General features: G+C 58.1%; 19 protein-coding genes and 1 pseudogene. 9 read left to right on the top strand and 11 right to left on the bottom strand.

Features of this window, described 5'->3' with window-relative positions:
• Positions 1-99: 99 nt before the first annotated feature.
• Positions 100-222 (bottom strand): annotated as a pseudogene (locus NO363_RS10365) (IS5/IS1182 family transposase); the annotation flags it as partial.
• A 342-nt stretch (positions 223-564) separates the two neighbouring features.
• Between NO363_RS10365 and NO363_RS10360 the strand changes: the two are divergent.
• The 6 genes from NO363_RS10360 (at position 565) to NO363_RS10335 (ending at position 8,444) form a co-directional block, all read left to right on the top strand.
• A complete protein-coding gene (locus NO363_RS10360; protein ID WP_256684907.1) occupies positions 565-1,359 on the top strand; it encodes a DUF7847 domain-containing protein in 795 nt (264 codons plus the stop codon).
• Positions 1,360-1,730: 371 nt separating this feature from the next.
• Positions 1,731-2,900 carry an IS701 family transposase gene (locus NO363_RS10355; RefSeq protein WP_256684906.1) on the top strand — a complete coding sequence of 390 codons (1,170 nt, stop codon included), beginning with the start codon at positions 1,731-1,733 and terminating at the stop codon, positions 2,898-2,900.
• A 58-nt stretch (positions 2,901-2,958) separates the two neighbouring features.
• Entirely contained in the window at positions 2,959-4,419 is a 1,461-nt protein-coding gene (locus NO363_RS10350) for a DEAD/DEAH box helicase family protein (RefSeq protein ID WP_256684905.1), read from the top strand.
• 24 nt (positions 4,420-4,443) lie between these two features.
• Positions 4,444-5,796, top strand: coding sequence for a DUF790 family protein (locus NO363_RS10345; protein ID WP_256684904.1), 1,353 nt, complete (start codon positions 4,444-4,446; stop codon positions 5,794-5,796).
• Positions 5,797-5,868: 72 nt separating this feature from the next.
• Positions 5,869-6,756 (top strand): DUF8172 family protein, encoded by an 888-nt coding sequence (locus NO363_RS10340; protein ID WP_256684902.1) that lies wholly within the window; start codon positions 5,869-5,871, stop codon positions 6,754-6,756.
• A gap of 413 nt (positions 6,757-7,169) precedes the next feature.
• Positions 7,170-8,444 carry an IS4 family transposase gene (locus tag NO363_RS10335; protein ID WP_256687958.1) on the top strand — a complete coding sequence of 425 codons (1,275 nt, stop codon included), beginning with the start codon at positions 7,170-7,172 and terminating at the stop codon, positions 8,442-8,444.
• Here the strand turns inward: NO363_RS10335 and NO363_RS10330 are convergent.
• The 7 genes from NO363_RS10330 to NO363_RS10300 all read right to left on the bottom strand — a co-directional run bounded on the left by NO363_RS10330 (position 8,419) and on the right by NO363_RS10300 (position 17,581).
• Positions 8,419-8,754 (bottom strand): hypothetical protein, encoded by a 336-nt coding sequence (locus NO363_RS10330; RefSeq protein WP_256684901.1) that lies wholly within the window; start codon positions 8,752-8,754, stop codon positions 8,419-8,421. The two genes, NO363_RS10335 and NO363_RS10330, sit on opposite strands and share 26 nt — an antisense overlap.
• 820 nt (positions 8,755-9,574) lie before the next feature.
• Positions 9,575-11,137 (bottom strand): TrkH family potassium uptake protein, encoded by a 1,563-nt coding sequence (locus NO363_RS10325; protein ID WP_256684900.1) that lies wholly within the window; start codon positions 11,135-11,137, stop codon positions 9,575-9,577.
• A gap of 367 nt (positions 11,138-11,504) precedes the next feature.
• Positions 11,505-13,085 (bottom strand): TrkH family potassium uptake protein, encoded by a 1,581-nt coding sequence (locus NO363_RS10320; protein ID WP_256684899.1) that lies wholly within the window; start codon positions 13,083-13,085, stop codon positions 11,505-11,507.
• A complete protein-coding gene (locus tag NO363_RS10315) occupies positions 13,086-13,796 on the bottom strand; it encodes a potassium channel family protein (RefSeq protein ID WP_256684898.1) in 711 nt (236 codons plus the stop codon).
• Positions 13,784-14,134: a hypothetical protein gene (locus NO363_RS10310; protein WP_256684897.1), complete on the bottom strand. Its 351-nt coding sequence runs from the start codon at positions 14,132-14,134 to the stop codon at positions 13,784-13,786. The genes NO363_RS10315 and NO363_RS10310 overlap by 13 nt, the downstream gene beginning before the upstream one ends.
• Positions 14,131-16,572: an amino acid permease gene (locus NO363_RS10305; RefSeq protein ID WP_370525556.1), complete on the bottom strand. Its 2,442-nt coding sequence runs from the start codon at positions 16,570-16,572 to the stop codon at positions 14,131-14,133. The genes NO363_RS10310 and NO363_RS10305 overlap by 4 nt, the downstream gene beginning before the upstream one ends.
• Positions 16,573-16,660: 88 nt before the next feature.
• Entirely contained in the window at positions 16,661-17,581 is a 921-nt protein-coding gene (locus tag NO363_RS10300; protein ID WP_256684894.1) for a universal stress protein, read from the bottom strand.
• A gap of 366 nt (positions 17,582-17,947) precedes the next feature.
• On the opposite strand from NO363_RS10300, the gene NO363_RS10295 reads away from it, so the two are divergent.
• The 3 genes from NO363_RS10295 (at position 17,948) to NO363_RS10285 (ending at position 21,879) form a co-directional block, all read left to right on the top strand.
• Entirely contained in the window at positions 17,948-18,703 is a 756-nt protein-coding gene (locus NO363_RS10295) for an Lrp/AsnC family transcriptional regulator (RefSeq protein ID WP_256684893.1), read from the top strand.
• Between the two features lie 207 nt (positions 18,704-18,910).
• Positions 18,911-19,756 (top strand): recombinase family protein, encoded by an 846-nt coding sequence (locus NO363_RS10290; protein WP_256684891.1) that lies wholly within the window; start codon positions 18,911-18,913, stop codon positions 19,754-19,756.
• Between the two features lie 134 nt (positions 19,757-19,890).
• Complete coding sequence (locus NO363_RS10285) at positions 19,891-21,879, top strand: transposase (RefSeq protein ID WP_256684890.1); 1,989 nt, start codon at positions 19,891-19,893, stop codon at positions 21,877-21,879.
• Positions 21,880-22,238: 359 nt separating this feature from the next.
• Here the strand turns inward: NO363_RS10285 and NO363_RS10280 are convergent, their stop codons facing one another.
• The 3 genes from NO363_RS10280 to NO363_RS10270 form a co-directional block, all read right to left on the bottom strand.
• Positions 22,239-23,144: a serine/threonine-protein kinase RIO2 gene (locus tag NO363_RS10280; RefSeq protein ID WP_256684888.1), complete on the bottom strand. Its 906-nt coding sequence runs from the start codon at positions 23,142-23,144 to the stop codon at positions 22,239-22,241.
• Positions 23,145-23,272: 128 nt separating this feature from the next.
• Positions 23,273-23,701: a DoxX family protein gene (locus tag NO363_RS10275; RefSeq protein ID WP_256684886.1), complete on the bottom strand. Its 429-nt coding sequence runs from the start codon at positions 23,699-23,701 to the stop codon at positions 23,273-23,275.
• Between the two features lie 85 nt (positions 23,702-23,786).
• A complete protein-coding gene (locus NO363_RS10270; RefSeq protein WP_256684884.1) occupies positions 23,787-24,755 on the bottom strand; it encodes an asparaginase in 969 nt (322 codons plus the stop codon).
• Between the last annotated feature and the right edge of the window lie 70 nt (positions 24,756-24,825).

Raw genomic sequence — 24,825 nt, 5'->3', positions numbered from 1 at the left:
TGCTCGAGATATATCTAGTCAGTCACTTGAATGAACATCGTTGTGGCCATTTATAGGCGGCACATAGATGCCATGTTGAATTGGGGTACGGCGCGGTGATCACAGTTTCACACAAAGTTGTTCGATGTTCGAGATACCGAACATTAGGATGATTTCTCGGAACTCATGATACCAGAATTGCGCTCGCACGGCGTAATGAGTGAGAGAAGATTTGAAAGTAGATTCACGGAAAAGAAATGACGATCTAAGAGAGCCATACACAGAATGCACAGCGAAAGGGTGTCATAGAACGGTTGGCATGGTTTCAGCTATCCGAAAATCCGCTTCGGCGGGGTGGGCATTGATATGCATGCCCGACCCCAGATCGATCTCGGGGCCAGTACGGCAAGAATCCGGCCGTCAGGATCGTATTAGATGATAGATAGCATCTTCGACGGCACTCTTGAACTCGGTTGTTTAGTAGATCTGTTTTGGCATCAATCTCAGTGACTGTTGAGGTTAACAAATCGCCGTAAGAGAACAATTTCACATGAATTTATACCATTCCAACAGCTAAGAGAACATATGGGTGCAATCTCTGCTCTCAAGAACACGCCCGAAACGCTTCGGAGTAACCCTGTCATCTTCGCCGGGGTCTTCGCACTCATTGTCGTCGGTGCTATCAGCTCTGTTGCGCAGACGCTGAGTACAGTCGGAATTCTCGTCTTTGGGGTTGTGTTTTTCCTTGTGACACCGTTTTTCACTGCCGGGGTGATTGGTCTTATTGATCGATCACTTACCGCTGACGCAACCCTTTCAACGATCTTTGCGAAAGGCCGGGAATACTACGTGACGCTCCTAGGTGCAACGATACTACAAAGAGTTCTGTTCGGCATTCTCGGAGCCATTATCGGTCTTGGGGGAGCGTTTGCCGGCATCTTCGCGTTGTCTGGGGTTGGGCCAATCGGGGCTGGAGTTGTTATTGCTGCGCTGGTTCTACTACTTTTCATACTACCACTATTTTTCCTCCAATTTTTCGATCTCGCTGTTGTCGTGAGCGATACCGGTGCTGTAGGTGCATTCAAGTACAGTTATTCGGTTGTCCGCCAGAACATCTCGAGTGTCCTTGGATTCAGTATATTGTTCAATCTCATTGGTGCGGTCGTTGCGATCCCAGGGAATTGGTTGCTGTTCGGAACTCCAACGACGGTCGAAGGACTACAAAATGCTCTTGTTCAGACAAGCGGTTCGATACCTTCGGATGGAATTCTCTCATACGTGGTGTTCCTCGTAATTGTGGGAACAATAGTCCGAGCAGTAACGCTCACATATCGTGTGAAATTCTACACGTCCACCACCAAAGAGCAAAATCAGATCTAGCTAATCACAAATCTGCAGAACCGCTCGAAACACTCTTTTTCATTTCTACCTTTCCGAATGGCTTCTCACCCGCACTCCGATCAGGTGGACCACCGAAAGTAGCCCTACCCACGCTCACAAGGCTCCCGTCGTGTTTGGATGCTACGAGCAGGCTTACTGTCACATCATTCACGTCGTTCTTGTTACTCATATCCCCAAGCGGGTCAATACCGCTCGAAATCTGACTGGTGTCTGACTCGAACTCTTCACCAAATGTGCAGTACGGGCATGTCCGTGATTATTACTTGTCGTATGTGTTCTTGTGGCGCTGTCTAGTTACTTGACTTCGCACGTTATGTAGCCTGAGCGCGTAGAGAGCGGGTGAAACGCCGATGCTACCGATCACGTCGTTCCTGTCGTGTACTGAGCCAATCGACCAGTTGGAGTGTTTCTCGACGAGGCAGAAACACCACGCCAAGACCTACGTGACAGGTCTTGTTGCCGCCAGCAACAAGACCGTCCAAGGCATCTCGAACCACGTTCTTCCGGCGAAGAGCGAACGCGCACTCAACAAGTTCCTCACCGAGTACGACTGGGACGAAAACCAACTCAACCGAGAACGACTCGAACTGCTCCAGCAAGCCGACGATACCAGATGGAGCAGTGAAGGTGTCGTCGTCATCGACGACACCTTCACGCACAAAGTCGGTGAGAACATCCCCAACGCCGGGAAATTCTACGATTACACCGTCCCAGGATACATCTGGGGACAGAACCTCATCTACGCGCTGTACGCCGACGAAAAAACCACCTACCCGCTCGGCTTCCGACTCTACGAAAAAGATGCACAGCGACGCGTTGAGCTAGCCATCGAACTCGTCGACGAACTCATCGAGATAGGTGTCCCGGCGGACACCTATCTCTTCGACACGAGCTATTGCTCCGAAGAGTTCGTCACCCATCTCGAAACCTACGGGAAAGAGTGGGTTTCAGTGGTCAAAAGCAACGCACGCGTAACCTACGGTGGTGAACGAATCCGTATCGATGCGCTTGCCGAGCGCATCGACACAGTCCCACGCACCATCGAAGGTGAAACCTACCACATCTGGACGCAGAAACGCGATGTCAGCCGTCTTGGGGAGGTGAAGTTGCTGATCACCGAAAAGGAATCGGGCGAAGAGGGCGAGACGAGCGTGAAGTACATCGTCTCGAACAAGATCGACGCGCCGGCAAGCCATCTCATCGAGTTGTACGCGATGAGATGGCGGGTGGAGACGTTCTTCAGGGACACCAAGCAGGACCTCGGTTTGGGAGACTGCGAGCTCCGACACGCCGCAGGTGCCAGTCGGCACTGGCACCTGCTGATGTTGGCCTACAGCCTCCTGAAGCTCGGTGCCGCAGACAGCGCTCTTGGAACGGTTCTCGCACGCGCGAGCTCACTCCGCAACGACGTCAAGCGCTCCTTCCGCGAAAGCGTTCAGAACCTTCTCTCCTGGGCACTCAACAGTCCCGACCGCGACACCGACGAACTCATGCACCAGATCGAGGGGGTGTTCGTCTAACGTGCGAAGTCAAGTAATTAGTATGGCTTATTCGGGTCCCGACTGTGGTATCTCTCAGATGCGGATCGAGTTCGAGGAGGGCACGCTCCTACTTCCAGAGGCCAGCGAGGACGTTCCATATGTGGAGTGGGACGACCGGGTCAAGGAGTACCGCGCGCCCGCATATCGCTATCGTAGCCTCCTCGAATGGGTCGATGCATGGGATGGCAATACCTCCGGTTCTACGGTAGAGAAACCAGCTCAGCAGGAAACCATCCAGTCGACTACTGTTGCGGCCGAGGACGCGGCCCGGGCGTATCCTGCCCTTGCGCTCGACCCGGCGCTCCAGATCGAGCCACGCGAGTACCAGCAGGCGGCGCTCAATGCGTGGCGAACCCATGACCGACGAGGCAGTGTCGTGCTCCCGACCGGGAGCGGGAAGACGTTTCTTGGCATCCAGGCGATCGCGGATGCTGGTGTCGGGACGCTCGTGGTCGCGCCGACGATCAACCTGATGAACCAGTGGCACGCGACGCTCACCAACGCCTTCGGCGACCAACTGCCCCACAAGGGAGGGGACGGACCCGAACAGGCGATCGGCGTGCTCGGTGGCGGGACGCATGAAATCAGGCCGATCACGGTGACGACCTACGACAGCGCGTATCGCTATATCGACGAGTACGGCGACCAGTTCGGCCTCCTGATCGCGGACGAAATTCACCACCTGCCAGCCCCGACCTATAGACAGATCCCCGAGATGGCCATCGCTCCGTATCGCCTCGGATTGACGGCCACCTACGAACGGGCCGACGATGCTCACGAACTCCTCGAAGAGACGGGGCTCATCGGCCCAGTCGTCTACGAAGAGGCGGTCGACGAACTCGCCGGTGAGTACCTCAGCGAGTACGAGACCATCCATATGCAGGTTGAGTTGACCGACGACGAGCGCTCCCAATACGACGAGGAGTACGGCCTCTATCGCGAGTACGTCGACACGCACGATTTCGACCTCTGGAAAGCCGAAGGCTATCAGGAGTTCCTCGCGCACACCTCCTACGATTCAGATGGTCGGCGGGCACTGATCGCCAAGCAGCGTGCCGAGGATCTCGCGCGCACGGCCGCGAAGAAACTCGACACGTTGGATACGCTGCTCAAACGCCATCACGACGATCGGACGATCATCTTCACCGCGAACAACGACTTCGCTTACGAGATCTCCCAAGAGTTCATCGTGCCGTGTATCACCCACCAAACCAAGACCGACGAGCGCACAGAGATCCTCGAACGGTTCCGCAGCGGCGAGTATTCGATCTTGGCGACCTCGCAGGTGCTTGATGAGGGCATCGACGTGCCCGCCGCCAACGTCGGAATCATCCTCTCTGGCAGCGCGTCGAAACGCCAGTACGCCCAGCGTCTTGGTCGCATCCTGCGGCCCACCGACGAACGCCAGCCCGCACGACTCTACGAGATCATCGCCACAGACACGATGGAGAACTACGTCTCCCAGCGTCGCCGTGAAGGTGTCGAGGCAGGAGCGTGACCAGACCATGATGGAACATGAGCCATGCTGACAGCGGACCTCGCGCGCTCACGGACATCTGACGGCGAGGTAACCCCGCTGTTCATCGATCCCGACGACGCTCGGTATCGAGAGACGGCGAGCGAGTTGGTCGAGCTATTCGAGACGCACGTGGGTGATCCGAAGGCCGACCTCGACACCGCGATCGACCAGCTGACGGTGGCGGATACCGACTACAAGATCATCCAGGGGTTGGCGAAACTGCTGCGTGACGAGTGCGACTTCGAGACGGTGGCGGCAGCCGAGCCGTACGAGATCCGTCAACGACTGTTCGAGCGTGCGAACGACTCCTATCCGATCGTTCGGCAGCCGACGCTCGACGAGGATACCCGTAAGCTCGATGTCTACACGGCAGTCGCCGACGAACTCGGCATCTCGCTTGCGGAGTGCCATCAGGGGATGTACGCGGATCTCGACGCGAACAATCGGCTCGTGCGCTTCGGCGACCAGATCGCCGAGTCGGTCGAACTGGATACAGATGGGACGACCAGCACGACCCAGTTGACGGGTCAAAGCGAGGAGGCGTACAAAGGTGAGGCACTCACCGTTGAGTGGCTGCTGAACCGGTATAACCTCGCGCTCGCACAGGCAGTGCTCTACGACGCAACCGAACTGCGGATTCGGGTCTGGGATCAGTTTGCGACGGTATTCAGCTACGTGAAGCTGTTCGGGCTGATGCACCGGATCTATCCGATCGACGAACATGGCGAGCGCGTGTCGAGCACGGACCTCGCAGCTGGGTACGAAGCGATCCTGGACGGTCCGGCCTCGCTGTTCCGGCAGTCGCGCAAGTACGGTATTCGGATGGCGAATTTCCTCCCCGCGTTGCCTCACTGTGAACGGTGGGACCTCACGGCGGAGATTCTTGTCGACGAGTCAGCGAACGAAACACGCGAGCTCACATTGGATCAGACGGCTGGGCTCCAAACACACTACAGCGGTGGGAGCCGGTACGACAGCGACCTCGAACGCACGCTCGCTGACAAGTGGGAGCGTGCGAACACCGACTGGGAGTTGGTCCGCGAGGACGACGTGATCGATCTGGGTGCCGAGGTCTTGCTACCGGATTTCGCGCTGGAACATCCTGACAGCCGGCGGGCAATCCTCGAGATAGTGGGCTTCTGGACGCCCGAGTATCTTGAGGAGAAACTCGACAAGATCCAGCAGGCCGATGTAGAGAATCTGGTGCTCGCGGTATCCGAGGAACTGGACTGCACGAGCGAGGACATCGATCTCGGGGCTGAGAGGCTGCTTTGGTTCAAAACCGGTATTCACGTCTACGATGTGGTTGATCTCGCAGAGAAGTATGCAGTTCAGGCAGCCTCCGTTGTTCACTGAGTAGGAACTGCCACGCTGCAACTGAAGAATGCAGAGCTGATTTGCCAGTCCATCACGACGACAACAGTAGAGATGGGTCGCGTCGTCCACTACCACCACCCTGAGGCAGAGAATTTTTCGCTGAAATACAGTTCGGCCTCTCCAGCGGGTTTGGTTTCCCGACGGGAAGAACTGGACGGCGCGACCAAGCTCATGGGTTACCCGTTTGATACTCCCGTCTACGTGCTCTACGAGAGCGAGACAGAGATCGAAGCTGCCAGAGACATGGATTTCGATGAGGAGTGGCTCAGCGACCGAATTGCCGAGCTCTCCCACGAAGGACAAGTCGTCGCCTTTCGATTAGTGGAATTGCTCGAAGCCGCTGTGGACGTCCGAGAAGCGGATGAATTTCACCTCTACAAAGAGTTCGAACCGCAGAAGATTGAGCAGGCGCTGGAGCACGTTTCCTGGGAGAATCCACTCCCGGAGGTGGCAGGCGAGTTGATGTCGAACTTGATTCTCCGTCATTCCCTCCCGAACGCGAATCACCGAACGGGAATCGCCATGCTACAGTTCTGCATCGAGAGCGTGGATGCAGACTTCGCGATGCCACGCACTCACCTCGACGACGAGGCCTGGCAGGAGTGGGTCGATCCGTATATCGTCGACTCTAAGCGGCTCATCACGGTCCGTCGGAACAACGTTCGTTTCAAGCATCTCGCAGAACTCGGTGTCGACCTCGCCGAGCGGAAAGACGGAATCCAGATCCGATTAGCCGAGTTTGATTTGGATATGCACTGGCGTGATGCCCTCTCGGAGTACGCTGAACGCCACGAAGAGCACTGCACGGAGTTCGCTCGTGCAGTGCTTGAGCGTGCAGCGAAAGAGAAACTCATCGATCAATCAGGCCCCTCGAAGCAGGGCTTCATCGAGTATCTGGAGACAGGACTCGTCGAACGGGACTTCAGAGAACTGTTCTAATCAGTCGCGAAGCTCTGCGACTAACTGTCCGACCTCTCGGACGTGCTCGCTTCGCTCGAGGTCGAGTTCCTCGGCAAGATAATCAACTGTCTCTTCGAGGCTCATATCAAAAAGAAAGTCTTCCGAGCGGTATAAGCCTGCTGTTGAATCGTTCTCTCCCAGCGAAACCAAAGATGGGGTTAGTTTGTAGTAGGATCGTTCTGCGCCCGTATTGCTCGATGACTGCCCGGAAGATTGAGCATGGTCGCCACCTATCAGACCGAAACAGAGGGCCAATGACGAAGGTACACTGTGCCATTATCCGTCTTTAGTTAGTCGAGGAACCGCGTGACAGCGACGGCTTATCGAGGAATGTTTTTGGAAGGAATGAGGAAGCCGAGTCTGTGCACGACAACGGCTCCTCATCCCGAATTATGCGTCGGCTCACTACACTGTTTCCCTCCGAGTATCTCGAAGAGCACGCCGAGGAACTCGGCGTGGTCGAACGTGACCGTGACCTTCAGATTCCTGTCCTCGTCTGGTCATTCGTGTTCGGCTTCGCCGCAGGCGAGAGCCGAACACTTGCTGGCTTCCGACGCAGCTACAACTCGACAGCTGACGAAACGATCTCACCCGGCGGCTTCTATCAGCGGTTGACGCCTACGCTCGCCGCGTATCTCCGCGACCTCGTCGAGCGCGGCCTCGACGAGGTCGCTGTTCCCGACGCTGTTGACGCTGATATCGACCGATTCAGAGACGTAATGATCGCTGATGGAACGGTGCTGCGGTTGCACGAGTTTCTCTCTGAAGAGTTCCAAGCCCGTCACGAGGAGCAGGCTGGAGCGAAGCTCCACCTGCTCCACAATGCCACCGACCAGACTATCGAACAGCTCGACGTAACCGACGAGAAAACGCATGACAGCACGTTGTTCAAGACGGGTTCGTGGCTGCAAGGACGGCTCGTTCTGCTCGATCTAGCGTACTTCAAGTACCGCCGCTTTGCGTTGATCGACGAGAACGACGGCTACTTCGTGAGTCGGCTGAAGAAGAGCGCGAATCCGGTGATAACAGCGGAATTACGGGAATGGCGCGGCCGCGCCATTCCCTTAGAAGGCAAGCAGATCCACAACGTGATCGATGATCTCTCGCGGAAGTACATCGACGTAAAAGTCGAAGCGGAGTTCAAGCGAGGTCAGTACGAGGGAACGCGGTCATGGGATACGAAGCGATTCCGCGTCGTCGGCGTCCGCAATGAGGACGCCGACGACTACCACCTGTACATCACGAATCTACCGAGAGAAGAGTTTCTCCCGGCGGATCTAGGGACGCTGTATCGGTGCCGATGGGAGGTCGAGACACTGTTTCGTGAGTTGAAGACGCAGTACGAACTGGACGAGTTCGACACGACCAATCCAGATGTCGTAGAGATTCTGCTGTACGCGGCGTTGCTGTCGCTGTTGGTGAGCCGTGATCTGCTGGATCTGGTCACCGAGCAGGCTGACGACGAGATCGTGTTCCCACTGGAACGCTGGGCGGCGACCTTCCGGTCGCACGCCCAGCTCATCCTCCACGAACTCGGCGAGTACCTGGGCTACTCGCCACCGCCGTTGTTGGAGCGGCTGATCGAAGATGCACAGAAGATCCACCAACAACGACCGATCTTGCGAGAGACGCTCGCTACCGCTACGCAACCGGGGTGTGAGTCCTAACTAAAGACGAATGCACTGTGCCATTTGCGGCGGGTACGTCGAAAGAGACATCGACCACGTTCGGGTCGAGGCGGAACATAGACGGACCAGCGACCGGGATAGCGTGGAAGAATACGCTTTCCACACGAGGTGCTGGAATCGGCTCTCCGGGGGATGGATGGAACCCGTCTGACGTCTCTCGTGCCCCCTCTCGAACGCTCACGTCAGCCTCGACGCGGTACTCGACGTCGACGACGCACGTGGTCAATATCTCAGCCAGCTCCTCAGTCATGTCCGGGTGTTCGACGGCCTCCGCGAGCGCCGGCAGCATCGCCTGCGTGAACTCACACGAGGCTTCAACCGCGCCGACGCGCGTGTTCTCCCCGAGTGGTCAGCGACGTCGTCGACGAGTTCCTCCCGATACGCGAACTTCCCATCAGTATGGATTCGCTGGCCGATTCGTACACACGAGGCTCTCAAACCTGTGCTGGTCGACCGATCAACTGCCGCAGCGTCATGCGCTCGTCATACGTGTGGCCGACGTCTCTCGGAGAGCGGACACGAACCGAAGGGCTTCGGCGGTGGATATGCACACGAGAGGGTGAATCTCGTGTGATTATTGAGGATCGCCGTTCTGTCGACGTGAAACCCCGGGCCGCACCATCATCCCTATGTCAGATGAGAGAATATAACCAAATCAGATGAGCAACTCGGAACGGAATATCACCACAGACGCTATCGAGGGCGGGAAAGACCGATTGCGTGAGTTACTCGATGTGCGTGTTCCCGGCGGGGTGTTGCTTGGGGCTACCATCCTCGAAGTCACCTCAATCAAGCCGGAGGCACTCATCATACTCGGAGCAGTATTCGTCGTATCTGAAGTTAGGCAGGTAGATTGCTCATGCACGACTCGGGTCGGAATCAACTCCTCCAGTGTAAAATTCATTTATACTTTACGTAATAAATGTAGAAAATGACATCTATTGTCGAAGAAATGGATTACGCTCTCCACTCGGTCTTCGAGTTTCTACCGAAGTTACTACACAGCCTTCGCGAGGTAACGAGTCTACAACCAACTATTTCATTTCCCATTACCATCGGTGGCCTGTAGAACTGTTTGGGCCTCAGGAGCGAATCAACTGGCAGGCTCACTAGGTACGCCAGTAGGACGGCGTGAGCAGCACGAGCACGGGCAGGATTTCGAGCCGACCGATCCACATCAAGAACGTCATGAGCAGTTTCGAGCTGGCCGGGAAGGCGAGGTAGTTGTTCATCGGGCCGACAGCGCCAAAGCCGGGACCGACGTTGCCGAGGGTTGCAGCGACGGCACTCATCGCCTCGAAAGCAGGGAGTTGCTGGCCGATCCGCCAGGCGTCGGTAACCACCAGGAGGGTGGCGACGAAGAAGAAGACGATGTATAGCAGCGTGAACGCGTAGATGCCGCGGATGGCGCGTTCGTCGATGATGCTGCCGCCGAGGCGAACCGGCGAGACGGCCTCAGGGTGGACAGTCGTAAAGAGTTCGCGCCGGAGGGATTTGACGATGATGACCCAGCGGACGACCTTGATCGCACCGCCGGTCGAACCGGCCGAGCCACCGATGAACATCGCAAAAAGAAGGAGATACTGTGCGGGATCGCTCCACGTGGTGAAGTCCATGTTGGCGTAGCCCGTCGTCGTAATGACCGAGACGATGTTGAACGCGGCGTGACGGATCGAGTCCTCGGCTTCGCCGATGATCGGTGCTACGGCATCGGTGACGATATCGATGCCCGTCCCGGTGAACAGCAGTCCCGCGACGAGTGCCGTGAGGACGCCAATGACCCCGATGTACGAGCGGAACTCGGTGTCACGAATCAGTTCGCGTGGCTCACCGCTCAGAACGTGCCAAATGAGCGCGAAGTTCGTCCCGGCGGCCGCCATGAAGGGGATGATGAGCCACTGGACCGCCGCCGAGAACGCCTCGATCGAGCGGGCTTCGGGCGAGAAACCGCCAGTGGGCATCGTCGTGAGCGGGTGCGCGATGGCGTTGTACAGCCCCATGTTCGGGGCGAGCCCGGCGAGATGCAGTCCGTAGAGCAACACCATCTGCAGGAGGGTGAGGCCGAGATACGCCAGCCAGAGCACGCGCGCGGTCTCGGCGATGCGCGGGGTGAGCTTCTCGATGCCCGGTCCGGGCGCTTCGGCGTCCATCAGCTGTGCGCCACCGACCGAGAGTTCGGGGAGGATCGCGACCGCGAGCACGACGATCCCCATGCCGCCGAGCCACTGGGTGAGCTGTCGCCAGAGCAGGAGGGCGTGTGAGTGCTGGGCGAACGATATCTCGCCCATCATCGTCGCGCCGGTCGTCGTGAACCCGCTCATCGACTCGAAGAGGGCGTTGATCGGGTGGGCGAGCGTCGATCCGGTGCCCATCCCCGCGAGGAGATAGGGGACGGTACCGACGAGCGCGACGACGAGCCACGTGAGCGCGACCATCAGGAACCCCTCGCGCGTGCCGAGATCGGGCTCGGGTTCGACGCGTTCGAGCGCCAGTCCGACGATCACGGTGACGACGAACGCGACGGCGAACGTCAGCACGTCACGGCCGTAGAAAAGCGCCACCGCGAGCGGAATGAGCAGGGTCGCCGAGAGATACTTCACGACCGTGCCGACGAGACCGATGCTCGTCCGCCAATCGACGCGCAGCCGACTCGACGACCACTTCGAAGCCACGTTCGCGTTGGCGGCTGTTGCTGGAATGAATCCATCGCTCTACGATTACTAGAATAGGTGTTATATTCGCTAATGTAGATATGTGAAAAAAAAAATCTATCGGATTGATACTGTCAAGCGCAGCGAGCGCAATATCACAAACCGTTGAACGTGTCGTTCAATCCTGCCTCGACAGTCTTCTTCATATACGTTAGTGGATTCATTATACACTAGCCTTGGTAGAGCGCCAGCGCTTTTTCACAGCAGAAATAGTGCTAGATGGATTTATCATGCAAGACCCATTTCGAAATTTTCCCTGTCAGAATTATATTCGAGATCGCTCCTTTGAGTAATTCACCTGTACGATTTCATAGGTGATGATGTTAACCTATGGATTGAGCCCGTAGATCAGTGAACGAGCAAATACGAGTACCGGAATGATTTCGAGTCGTCCGATCCACATATTGATCACGAGCATACCTTCTGCGATCGGGTGCATCGAGGGGCCAGTAATTCCTGTCGAAAGCCCGACGTTGCCCTGTGCACTTGCCACCTCGAATAGAGCATCCGCATAGCTGAATCCCGATCCGATCAGATTCGAGAGGGCAATACTTCCTCCTATCAGAACGAGTACCCAGAGCAAACTCACAATAGCAGCCTCGCTGAACTCGCGTTCCATCTCTTCTCTGTTGAGTTGCCGGTCGCCAATGTGAGTGTTTACGACGGCACTAACAGGGAGGAACACGCGGGAGAACTGCCAGCGGATGCCACATGCGATCGTGTAGCCTCGGATGATCTTGATGCCACCGACCGTCGAGCCAGCTGCTCCACCAAGTACCATCGCGCCGGATATGATGAGTTTCCCACCTGCACTCCACTGACCGACTGGCGAGGACTGAAAGCCCGTACAGGAGAGCGCGCTGACGAACTGGAAAGCTGAATCGCGTAGCGAGAGTGCCGGGGCGAACGTCTGGAAATTCTGGAGGGTCAAAACGGCGACCCCCACCCCAAGCAGAACGAACAGCCAGCGTGTCTGGAGGTCGTCGAACAACGCATGGAGATCGCGGTTTTTGAGGACGGTGTAGTGAACCGGGAAGGCAATCGCGCCGAGGGTCATGATGGGTAACAGGACGGTCTCGATCAGCGGCGAGTCGTAGGTAGCGATCGAGTTGTCTGTTACCGAGAATCCGCCCGTAGCCAGACTGGTCATCGCGTGGTTGAGGGCCTGCCAGGCGGCCGCGGCCGGTGCCAGCGGCTCGCTCACGAGCAGTGCACCGAAGAGGACGATAACGGCGAGGATAGTGTAGCCGAGGAAGATCTTCCAGACCGTTCGTACGGTCGAAACGATACTTGGATGGATACGCTCTTCGCGAGCCTCGCTACGGTAGAGCGTGTAGCTCCCGCTGCCCGAGCGCGAGAGGATCGACACGGTAAGCACGATCACGCCGACGCCACCGACCCACTGGGTGAGCGAGCGCCACCACAGCAGCGCGCGCGGCAGCGATGGCTCGTGGACCGCCATCGTCAGCCCACTGCCGGTCCAGCCTGACATCGATTCAAAGACGGCGTGCAGCGGGTTCGCGAAGTACTGGAGGCTCGATGCAGTGTAGCTCGCTCCCTCGGGGACGTAGGTGGCCGCGGCGGCTGGCGAGAGCAGGTGTGCCGAGAGGAAAAAGGGGAGTGCGCCGAACAGCGCGGTGAGCAGCCAGCCGGCGGCGGCGATCACCATACCATGTTTCGTCTGCGGGACGGACGCATCGCTGAAGACGTGCCTGGCGGCCCCGCCGACCACAAGTGGTGCCAGCGTCGCGAGGAAGAACGCGAGCGCGACGCCGTACTCGCCGAACGCAAGCCCGACCAGCGCCGAGACGCCCATAAGTGCCGACTCGATCAGTAGCAGCGAGCCGATGTCGCGGGCGATCGTCGCGAGATCCGCGGGAATGCCGGCAACGGTGGATCCATGACGCATCTATCGCTGCTCACGTCTGTTTCTCAGACTCCCAGCATGATCTTCGTAGTGGCCGAAAACATCCGTGACTTCTGGTATCGCTCCCCTAGCCGAATATATCACAAGCAAGTCGCCCGCCTCGATACGCGTGTCACCACGAGGGGTAATCGGTTCCTCACCGTTGCGATCGATAGCGACGACGAGCGTCTCCTCGGGGAGTAGTCCCTCTGTATCAGCTTCAGTGAGTGTTTGACCGGCGATGGAAGCTTCTTCGCCAACGCTAATCTCGAAAATTTCCGCCTGGTCACCGATACGCATGAAGTCGACAATAGACGGCCGTTTCACTGCGCGATAGAGATACTCGGCGATAAGGCGCTGTGGGTTCTCCATTCCATTGACACCGATCTGCCGGAAGACGTTCAGGTGTTCGGGGTCATGAACGACTGAGACGACGTTCGGGACGTCGAGTTCCTGGGCAAGCAAGCAGACCATGATGTTGGTTGCGTCCTGTTCGGTCGACGAGATCAGTGCGTCCGCGCGGTCGGCTCCGGCGTCTTCGAGCGTGTCCTTGAGCGTCGCATCATCGTTGAGTACGAGACAGTCGTATTTGGTAGCGGCTTCCTCAGCCCTCGCTTCGTCACGTTCGATCACGACGACCTCGTTACCACCAGCGGTGGCGATCTCGATCAGGGGTGTGCCGATATCACCTGCGCCGACGATCACGATGTACATTCGTCGACCACCTCCCCGATATAGACCCAGTGGAGGTTCTCCTCACCATTGATGTGTTCCTCCGATCGCACGTGGTAGAGATACGGTCCATGCGGGCACTCATCGCACCCATCAGCGCAATCCTCGCGCTTGATCACGGTCGTATGGGTTCCATGATCTTCGATGGAGACGATTTCCTCGTTGGGCCCGGCTTCGATTTTCGATGAGGTTCGAGTGTTCAACAGAGCCTGTCCATAATCGAGGGCAGCACGGAGTGTTTCACCATCGAGCTGGCTGAGTTCGGTTGCTATCGATGACGGCAGTGCATCTGGTGGCGTTGGATTGTTGTCGGAATTCATTGTGTGATCTCCTCGGTTTCATCGTTCGATGGTGTCCAGCTTCTGAACCAGCGCGTCAGGCGGGACGTGAGTCCCTGGTATCGCTTCGCCATGATCACCGTATGCTTTGCCCGTCGCCCAACCTCTTCGGGGATACCACCGAAGACGATCTGCTGTAACAGGCCTTCTCTCGTGGCCCCAATGACGGTATAATCGTGGTTGTCGCTCTCTTCGATGATACGCTCGGAAATATTCATCCCTTCGAGAAGCGTGCTTTCGACGCGATCGTAGTTTCCGATGGCATCGGTGGCCGATTCCAGCCGCTCACGAGCTCTTTCGCGCTCGTTTTCGTCGGCTCCGGGATCGATTACGTATACCACGTTGATACGCGCGTCCTGCGGACGAGCGATCGCCCGAGCGATCCCTACGGCATACTCAGCATGGGGGCCACCTGCCGTCGGTAGGAGGATCGAATCGACGTCTTCGACGGGGCTGATTCGTTCAACGAGTACGTTGCATTGGGCTTGTGTCACGACCTGATCGACGTTGCTACCGAGCACGAAGTCTGTACGCCGGCTGCGACCCCGCCACCCCATGAGAATCGCATCGCTGTCGTGCTGTTCGACCGTGTTCAGAATGGCCGGGGCAACATCGTGGCCAATACGGATCGTCCCTCTTACAGGAATATCAGCCTCCTCGGCAATCGACATCGCTTCCTCAAGCGTCTCGCGTTCGTTATCCACAAATCTCCGACCTTCATTGAGCGGCGTCTGCTGAGGAACCGTCACGACACTGACAACGTGTATTTCGGCATCCATATCGCGGGCGATGTCAATGGCACTTCGCATCAACGGCTCCGCGCTCTCAGGATTAGCAATAGGGACGACAAGTTGAGACCCACGGTTGGCAGGTGTCTGTTCAGTGGAGAGCGTCGGGGTTTCTTCCTCCAACTTCTTGGCTTGCTTCTCTGAGGAATACCCGTAGTAGATGATGAGGCCGAGAGCCATCCAGATCGCAGTCACGCCGAGAGCGATGAGACCCTCGTTGCTGGTCCCGACGCCGATGGCCTCCAGCCCGAGTTCGTAGATGATGAACGGCAACAGAATCAGCAGGAGAGCGATACCAATGATCGGCGGCCACGGCATGTACGGGATCTCGAAGGTGCGCGGGAGGTCCGGGTGAGTGCTCCGCATTTTGATGACTGTCCAGTTCACTTGCAAAAACAGTAGAATAAACATAATGTCAGCCGCGGCAGCGACGCTCTCGATAGGCAGCGCGACCGCCATAGCCATGATGAGAATCATTGAGATGAAGATTGCGATATGTGGGGTTTTCTTCTCGGGATGGATATCATTAAACATCCCTGGCAGCACGCGGTCGCGTCCCATCGCAAACGACACTCGACTAGAGGAGTACACCGTCGCATTGAGCGCACTTGTCGTCGAAGCCAACCCCGCGACGATCAAAAGAAGAGCACCGTACGGCAGGAACTGTTCAGCCGCGCGAATCAGCCCGAGTTCGCCGAGATTTTGTAGTACCTGCCAGACGAACACTTGATCCGGTGGCCTACTGATACCGGCAATATCAAGGATTTCAGGGGTTATGTCGAGCCCGCCAATGAGAGCAAACGCGACCAGTACGTAAATCGGAACCACGATCACAAGCGAGTAGAACACCGCCTTGGGGACGTTCTCGCCCGGATTGACGACCTCCTCACCGGATTGAACAATGATCTCGTATCCTTCGAACGCGATCATAGTGAAGCCCATCGCACCGATGATACCGGCGATACCAGCCGGAACGAACCTGGGCTGTGAAAGGAACGTCGCCGGCCAGTTCGGGTTACTGAATGTAGCGAGAGCACCGAAGAGAATGAACAAACCGAGAATCACGAGTTTGATAGCAACGACAACGAACTCTGCGCTCCCGGTCTCTCCCGCACCACGATAGTTGATATACGCGAACGCGGCGATGACCACCACTGCGATTGCCTTTTCGAGGATGGGGCGTGTAAGGAACCCGAAGAGCGCGAATTCACGTCCGAGATCGGTAAAGACGACGAAGAACTCGGTGAAGAACACACCGAAGGTCACAGCATAAAGCGCACACGCGACGGCGTGAGCAAACCAACTTATCCATCCTGCGTAGAAGCCATTCGGATCAATCAATGCCTCTTTCACCCAGAGATAGCCGCCGCCAGCCTCAGGGAACGCTGCGCCGAGTTCGGCGTACGAAATCGCAATGAACAGCGCAACGATTCCATTGAGGACAAATGCCATTGTGATCGCGGGGCCAGCGATGCCCGCGGCAAAGCCAGTGAGCGCGAACACACCGGCACCGATCATCGCACCGACACCGATCATCGTGATGTCAGTGAGGCTCATATCTCTGGAGAGCTCCGTCTCTACTGCCCCCGGCTCATCTCCGGCCGAAGTCGTCTCTTGAGTAGGATCAGTCATCATCAATAGTGGGCGGTGTGCATCGAGAGCAGCTGGTGGAGTGCTCTGACGCTCAGTTCGCTCGTTTCACCAGCGCTGTTCAACAGCCTCATTCAATCGGGTCACCCGCAATCCAACGGTCATACACTGACGTACTGCCAGTGTCGTGTTGGGCCATCACCACTGCATTCTCGCTTTGTTGGGTAACTGAGTCCGGGACCGTTCCGAAGACGAACTGTTCGAGCAGACCACTAGTCGGCGACCCCAGTACCGTGACATCGTACTCATCCGAGCGATCAATGATCGCTTCAGCGACGTGCTCTGTACATTCGAGGCTGGTTTCGGCCTGTCCGTCATCAAAGAGATCCCGTTTTGCTGTCTCGATGATCTGCTCTCCATCGTCTTGTTCGGCCGGCGTAGCGTCCTGATCGAGAAAATGGACGATATCAACCTGTCCATCCACATCGTTGGCGATCGCACGCGCCGTTCTGGCAGCGATCTCTGAGTGTGGGCCGCTACTCACTGCGAGGAGGATTTGCTGAATCGGTGTGTCCTCTGTGGCTTGTTTCTCGACGAAGACATCGCACTCGGCACGAGCCGCGACTTTTTCGGTTGTATCCCCGCCGAGCAGGCGTCGTCGCTGTGAGTGTCCAGCCTCGACAGTCAGCAGCACTCCATTACAGTCGTACTTCTCGACTGCATCGAGGACTGACGGCGATTCCCGGTGTGTCACATAAATATGTCCTTCGGCTGGAACACCTGTTTTCTCAGCAGTCTCGACGTACGCCGCTGTTGTATCACGGGCCTCGTCGAGAGCCGGATTATCCGATGGAATTGCATCGAGTGGGGTCTGTCGTGCGAATCTGGCAATACAGGCTATCATGAGCCCCCCACCACGTTCGCGAGCAATGGCCGCCGCAGTCCGCAAGCGTCGTTCTGTATCCTCCGGTGTGTCTTCGATAAAGGCAGGAACGAGTAGACGGTACTGGCCTTCAGAAAGCCCGGTTCCATACTGTGTTGCTGAATTCATTGTTCAGTCACCCGTGAGTGAGCGCACTGATCTAGCAGTGGTGTATCTCTGATGGTTCGCACGAACGCCGCAGTGTACCACAGGCGAATCGAGGGCCCGGTTGGGAGTAGCGTACATACCCTACCATTTTTCTGAAGGACCATAAATTCACCTCCTCTATTGCTGAATCAGTAATTTTGACGCAGTGTGTTCGTTATTCGAATCCGATCCAGTACCGGATCACTGAACGGGATTCATTAAAGACGCCTGACAATATCTCTGATATGCTTATTCGTCGGGGGATGTAGTGGACTGAAACACTGGATCAGAGAGTCCAGAGGACAGTGAGTGAAAAACACGTATGATGGCGCGGGAACCATGCTATGCATGGCGAACCGACTTGACGAGATTGACAAGCGTATTCTATACCACCTCGCTGAGGACGCTCGCAATACCTCCGCCCCGATGATTGCAGAGGAGGTCAACGTCTCAGCCGGAACGATACGCAACCGGATCAACCAACTGGAAGACAGTGGGATCATCAATGGCTATCACGCATCTATCGACTACGAGCATGCTAACGATTCTCTTACGAACGTTCTTGTCTGTGATGCAGATGTTTCAGAGCGAGATAAGCTTGCAAAGCAGATGCTCCGAGTTCCAGGCGTCGTGAACGTTCGGGAGCTGATGACTGGGCAGGGAAGTCTCCATGTGACTGTCGTCGGATCGGATACAAGCGATCTCACGCAAGTGAGCAGGGCGCTTTCAGAACTCGGCGTCGACATTGTTGACGAGGGGTTGCTCCAGCGCGAATATGTTACTCCGTATCAACCATTCGGTCCTGAAGAAGGATTCGCAGAACAGTCAATGGCTGATTTCATGAGTCTCGCTGGGAACGCTGAAGTAGTCTCGCTCACCGTCTCAGCCAACGCGCCGGTCGCTGGCCGCACACTGCGTGAAGCAAACGATGACGGATTGATTGGTGCAGACGTGTTAGTCGTTGCCATCGAACGAGAAAACACGATACTTACGCCCAGGGGGGATACGGTTATTCAGGCAGATGACCTCGCGACAGTCTTCTCCCGTGATGGTGTGTCTGACGAGCTTCTCGCGTTGTTCACTAATGACCAAGCAGATAATTGACGCCTCGTGACCACGATTCAGAGAGGACTCCGTTCCGGATCAAGAACAGCCTCCATCATCAAGCAATCCAAATCGCCATTCATCTGTCGTAGTTCCATCCCGTGCAGATCATGAACGGCATGAAAAACACCTGTTTTCGAGATCGACCAGAAAACCCCCGTACTTTATATGCTGATCGGCGATGTCGTTAGGGTGTCCGAATTCACTATGCAAATCGCCGCCTACGTCCGCGTCTCGACTGACGACCAAAACGAAAACCGCCAGATGCGTGCGATCCGCCAGAAGTACAGCGAGGAGGGCAACCAGATCGAGTGGTTTTGCGATCTCGGCGAGAGTGGAGCCTCTGCCTCACGGGAAGAGTACCAGCGTCTCCGTGAGCACGTCGCCAAGTACGATGTAGTGGTCGCCCACGAACTCGACCGGCTCGGGCGATCGTTCGCAGACCTCGCCGGGTTCGTCGATGATCTCCGCGAGAAAGACATCGACATCGACCTCGTGAACCAGCCCATCGGGACGGTCGGAGAGGACGATTGGATGGCCGAGATGATGCTCAACATGATGATGGTGTTCGCTGACGCCGAGCGCAAGATGATCCGCTCACGCGTTCAGGAAGGCATCGACGCCGCTCTCGCCGATGGCAAGCGTGTCGGTCGACCACCGTTCGGCTACACGGTCGAGGACGGGTTCCTCCAGCAAGTGCCCGCCGAGTACGTCCGTGTCCAGAGCTTCATCCGCGAGGTTTGCAAGGGCCGCGAGAAGAAGGCGACTGCCGCGTTCTTCGAGATACCCGACTCGAAGATTCGAAGCATCCTCGCACGAGCCGAGGCAAACTACGACATCCCGTTCGACAACGATCAGTGGCGGCTCGAACGCGCGAAAGTCGATGCCGGCGAGACGGATCTCTCGCCACTCGATGCCCGAGATACACATCCAGTCGAATCCAAGAAAAACCGAAATAGTATCGTATGGGAGAAGCGTTCACAGCGAGTTCAAATTATGGCCCGACTCCGCCGAAGGCTCAGAGAAATCGAACCCACTATGTCCGGGTGGTGAGACGTTCGTCGTACTCGGCAGAAACCAACCCATGACACAGTACTCACCGCACCACAGTTGGACGCACGTAACGGGCGAGACATCGCCCAGCGTCCGTCTGTCGGGTAGCTTGTGATGACGGTGATTCAGATGTCATGGCTAATCATTCAGCGTCGGAGACCGACTCATCCGATCCGGACACACGTATCGACACGCAGCCACCGGCCGCAGACCGATCGAACGGGACCACGGAGATCCTCTCACCGGATCTCGCCGACATCGCTAATACCGGACGGTTACAGTTTTTCGACGACGAAGCCGATGGTGTAGGTGATGATCTCAGCGGATTCGTCGCAGACGTCACCACCGTCGCACAGACGCGCTGCGAGCATTGTGAGGACTACGCCGACGTCGAAGCGCTGGTCTGTGATCTGCCGATCGACTACCTCACGTTCACCACCCATGATTCGCTCGCACCGTACTCGGGACCGTATTCGATGGCGCTACTGGTTCGAGCGTGCCTGCTCAAGGAGGTCAACAGCTGGGACGAAACCGCGCTCCACGACCATCTCCGAGCGCATCCCTCACTCCGTCGTCAGCTCGGCTTCGAGACGCTCCCGAATCAATCGACGTTCTGGCGGGCATGGAACGAACGATTCAGCGAGGACCTGCGTGACGCCGTACAGGCATGCGCCGACGCGATTGTGATGGCTGCACGCACCTGCGGGGTTCCGCTTCCTGACCGAATCGGCAGCGACGATCCGGATGGATCCGACGTCGATAGCCGTCCCGAACACCAGCTCGTTGCCGAGAGGACCGACGAGGTGTGGCAGCAGTCTAAGCCGTTCGTGACCGACGCCTTCGCACTCGATCGCGGCCAGAACTGGGAGATCCACGAGAACGCCTTCTGGGAGCAACACGCCTACATGGGGATGCGCGAGGACATGTACGCGCGCAGTGGCCCGGCGTCGTTCTCGCTCGATACCACGCGCGAGCGTATCCCAACAGGTTCGACTCACCGCTACCAGATCGGGAAGCTCTCGGTCGACGACATCCGCTCGATGCTCCGCAACACCACGCGGATGCTGATCGCCCGTGCGCGCCAGCACGGCGAACTCACCGGCAAGCTCTGGGCAGCCATCGACGTGACCAAGGGGTTCCCGTTTACCGGCGACCCAGAGGGTCACGAGGACGACATCCTCGGATACAGGGGTCAAAACGAGTACTACCAGTGGGCGGTGCTCAAAATCGTTGGGAGAGATGTTCCGCTGGTGCTTGACGCTATCCCGCGCGTGCGCGGCCAATCGAAAGACGAGATCGTCGAGAAACTCCTGTCGGAGGCAACCGAGATGGTGAATCTCGATCTCGTGATGATGGACCGCGAGTTCGACAGCAAGTCGGTGAAAGGCACCTGCGAGGAATACGGCGTCCACTACCTCAACCCGACGCGTATCTACACCAATAGCGACGAGGCCGACATCATCGCGTGGATGTACCGCAACGGAGAACGGTTTCACGTCACCGAGGAGGAGGCCGACGATGGGACACCCACGCGCAAGCAGGTCTACCTCCCGAAGCAGTCGCGCTCGAACGATGCGGACGAAGACAACGGTCTCTCGGAGGTATGGCAAGAGATGTGCGGCGAGTGGGAGTTCGACGATATAGAGGGTGAACCGAGCGAAGGAATGTCGTTCTCACGGCTGATCGCGGACATCCAACGTGAAGAGGAAGTCGAAGAGCGCAAACAGAAAGCAGAGAACGGCGACGTTGACACTGCCGGTACCGTCGTCTTCGAGACGAATCATCCCTACGTAACCGCCGGTGACGTCGACGGTCAGCAGATGGACGCGAGAGCGTTCGTCCACATGATCGAGCGGCTAATTCGCTGGTATCGCCATCGCTGGGGTATCGAGAACGGGTTCAAGAAGCAGAAGCACTTCATGGTGCGAACCACCTCGACCGAGCGCGACTATCGGTTCTTCAATTTCGCGTTCGCATGCGTGCTCTACAACGTCTGGCGGCTGGTTGATCTGCTGGTGAAACTCGCCATCGACGGCGAGAACCGCACGTACGCACCGCGAGTGGCCGCGAACCAGTTCCTGACCGTCGCCAAGCAGTGTTACGGCCTAGATCCGCCTGACTGAGGCTCGGTCAACCCCCTGTGAGCCCGTTCGTGAGCGACAGCTCTATCGGGCAGATATTTGTTTCGCGCTTTGATGCGATGATTCTGAAATTGCGATCCGACCCCATCCACAGCTTGTTTGGCACATCAGGAAAACGGCTGCAACGAACGCCCAGTCTGTGCATTCGGCGGCCATCTAGCCGACTTCAGCCATCCAGTCACGGGACATGCCGGTGATTCTCGGCACCTCCCTGGTGATCGTGCTCGTCGGCGTTCTCGGTAATTTCGTGCAGGACGTCGTCTCTCTCGTCGTCGACCCACGAGTGGCCGAGTGATCGCTGCGCGCCGGCAATCCACGCAATTGCTATCGTCGTATGGGATTTATGAGGTGCCTTCTAACTGTTCGAACGTTTCCTCGACGATGGCGTCGGCGATCCGTTCGGCGTCGACCGTCGGCATGGCGCTCGGATACTTCCGCGTGAAGTAGCCGAGCAGGTTCTCGACGTCGCGTTCGAGGAACTCGGTCGCGTTCGCGTGATCGGTCGGGACGGCCTGTGGCCAGTCGAAGACGGTTACGCCGTCGTCCGCGACGAAGACGTTGTACTCGCTCATGTCGGCGTGGACGTAGCCCGCCTCGTAGGCCGTCGCGACCTCCTGCAACACGAGATCACAGACGCCGGCCGCCTGCTCGGCGTCGAGTGCCGCCGACGAGAGCTCGACACCGGCGAGTTTCTCCATGACGACCGCGTGGCGGTTCTGATCGACCGGTCTGGGGACCGATACCTCGGGGTAGAGCGTTTCGAGCGCGTCGTATTCGCGTTCGGCGGCTTTGCGGGCGGTGTACATCCAGGAGACGTGCTCGCGGTCGGCGGTGTACTCGCGCTCTTTCATCACCTCCCTGAAGTTGGTGTAGCCTTCGCGGTGGAACTTGAGCGCGAACGGCGTGTAGGAGGCGACCTCGTAGACATCGCTTTCCTTGCCGACGCCGAGCGGTGCACCCATTCCCTCGATGGTGCCGCGCTCGGCGAACGTGTGGAGCGCGAGCGCGTCGTACCCCTCGAAGGTGAGCTTGTAGCCCTCGTACTGGATGGTCCGGCGTTCGAGCAACCCCCGGTCCGCACAGCGATCGAGATGGTAATCGACATTTTCCGGCGTGAGATCGGCGAAGTCGGGTAGTTTCCTCCGGTTGACCCACTCGCTGAACCGCATCCCCTGCTCGACGCCGGAGAGGAGATAGAAGTCCTCCGTGTCGAGATCGGCCATCTCGCTTGCGACGTTGCGCACCATCGCTCGCCCTTGGCCTGCCGCGGGTAAAAGCGCCGTGCGACCCAGCCATAAATCCCATACTGCAATACGGAATGGTGGTCCATGTCGATCGTTCAGATGATTGTGTATGGTTGAAAACTACTCCACTCTCACTCGGTCGTTTCAGCGGTCGAACGCGTATACCACCACGCCCAGAGCATCAGGACCCCTTGGAGCGGGAGTCGAATCCATAGTGCCGCCCGCGCGATCCCCTCGATCCGGTCGGGCACCGCATCGGTCGCCACGTCGCTCGTCGCCATCTGGACGTTCGCCGGAAAGACCGCAACCAACAGCGCGATGATCCCCCACGCGGAGCGACGCCGCGTCCGCTGCAGCAGCACGCCGCTTCCGAGAACGATCTCGGCGAGCCCGGAGAGGTAGACGAGCGCGACCGGTTTGGGAAATCGTGGCGGTACGACCCGCGTGTAGACCCTCGGTGCGACGAAATGGAGTATGCCCGCACCGATGTAGAGGAGGCCCATCATGTAGCGGAGCGGTCGTTTGTGGCCGTTCGGATCGTCGTCGGTAGCAGTGCTCACACCGGTGGTGGGGAGTGCTCGACGAAAACAGTATTCCTCCTCGACCGACACGTTCGAGTCACTGCTCTGTCCTCGCCGACTTCTCTCACCGCTCCGGTCGCTCGAACAGCTCGTCCAGCGCGTCGGCGGCCAGCCCGACGACGGTCGCGATGCGCGTCTTCTGGAGGTTTCGCGCCGCGTAGTAGATCCCGAGTTCCTGGAGCGTTCGCTCGCTCCCCTCGAAGCCGTAGGTCTCTCGCGCGAGTCGCCCCTCGGGACAGCGGCTCGTGGCGGCCAGCGGGACGCCAGCATCGCGGAGCTCCTCCAGCGCAGGGACGATCGTCGGCGGGATGTGGCCCGCGCCGGTCGTCGCGAGACAGAGCCCGGCGGCCCCCCTGGCGCAATCGAGCTGTGCCACGGGCATCTCCGCCGTGACGGTCACGGCGTGGACGTCGTTCGTCAGCGATTCGTCGCTAACGTCGAACACCGGTCCACCGTCCGCGACGGCGCGATGCCAGACGACGCGACTCTCGTCGACGGTCGCGAGCGGGCCGAACTCGGGCGAGCGGAAGCTATCGAGCGCCATCGTGTTCGTCTTCGTCACGTCCTGTGCGGCGTGGACGCGGTCGTCGAGACAGACCAGGACACCGCGATCGCGTGCACCTTCGCTCGCCGCCGTGCGGACGCTCGCCAGCAGGTTCCCCGATCCGTCGGGACTCGCGAGCGATGGATTGCGCATTGCGCCCGTCAGCACGACCGGCGTCTCCCCGCCGTAGGTCAGATCGAGGAAGTACGCTGTCTCTTCGAGAACGTCGGTGCCGTGCGTGACGACGATGCCGTCGATCGACGGGTCGGTGTCGTATTCGGCACATAGCGCCGACAGCGCCTGCATTCGGTCGATCGTCAGATGCGGGCTCGGCACGTTCGTGAACTCGTGGGTCCGCACGTCGGCGACCGATCCTAGCTCCGGGATCGCCGCGACGAGCTCCTCGCCGGTCAGATCGGGCGCGGCAGCGCCGTCGGCTGCCTCGGTCGAGGCGATCGTGCCGCCGGTCGAGATGACGACGATGCTCATGCCCTCCCGCTCGCCCGTCGTGGCAATAGTCGTTCCGGGCCGCGGGTCCGGACGAACACCGAATCGAGCG

The sequence above is a fragment of the Halococcus qingdaonensis genome, assembly GCF_024508235.1.
GTDB classification, from domain to species: domain Archaea; phylum Halobacteriota; class Halobacteria; order Halobacteriales; family Halococcaceae; genus Halococcus; species Halococcus qingdaonensis.
This window is presented reverse-complemented; position numbering and strand designations above follow the sequence as displayed.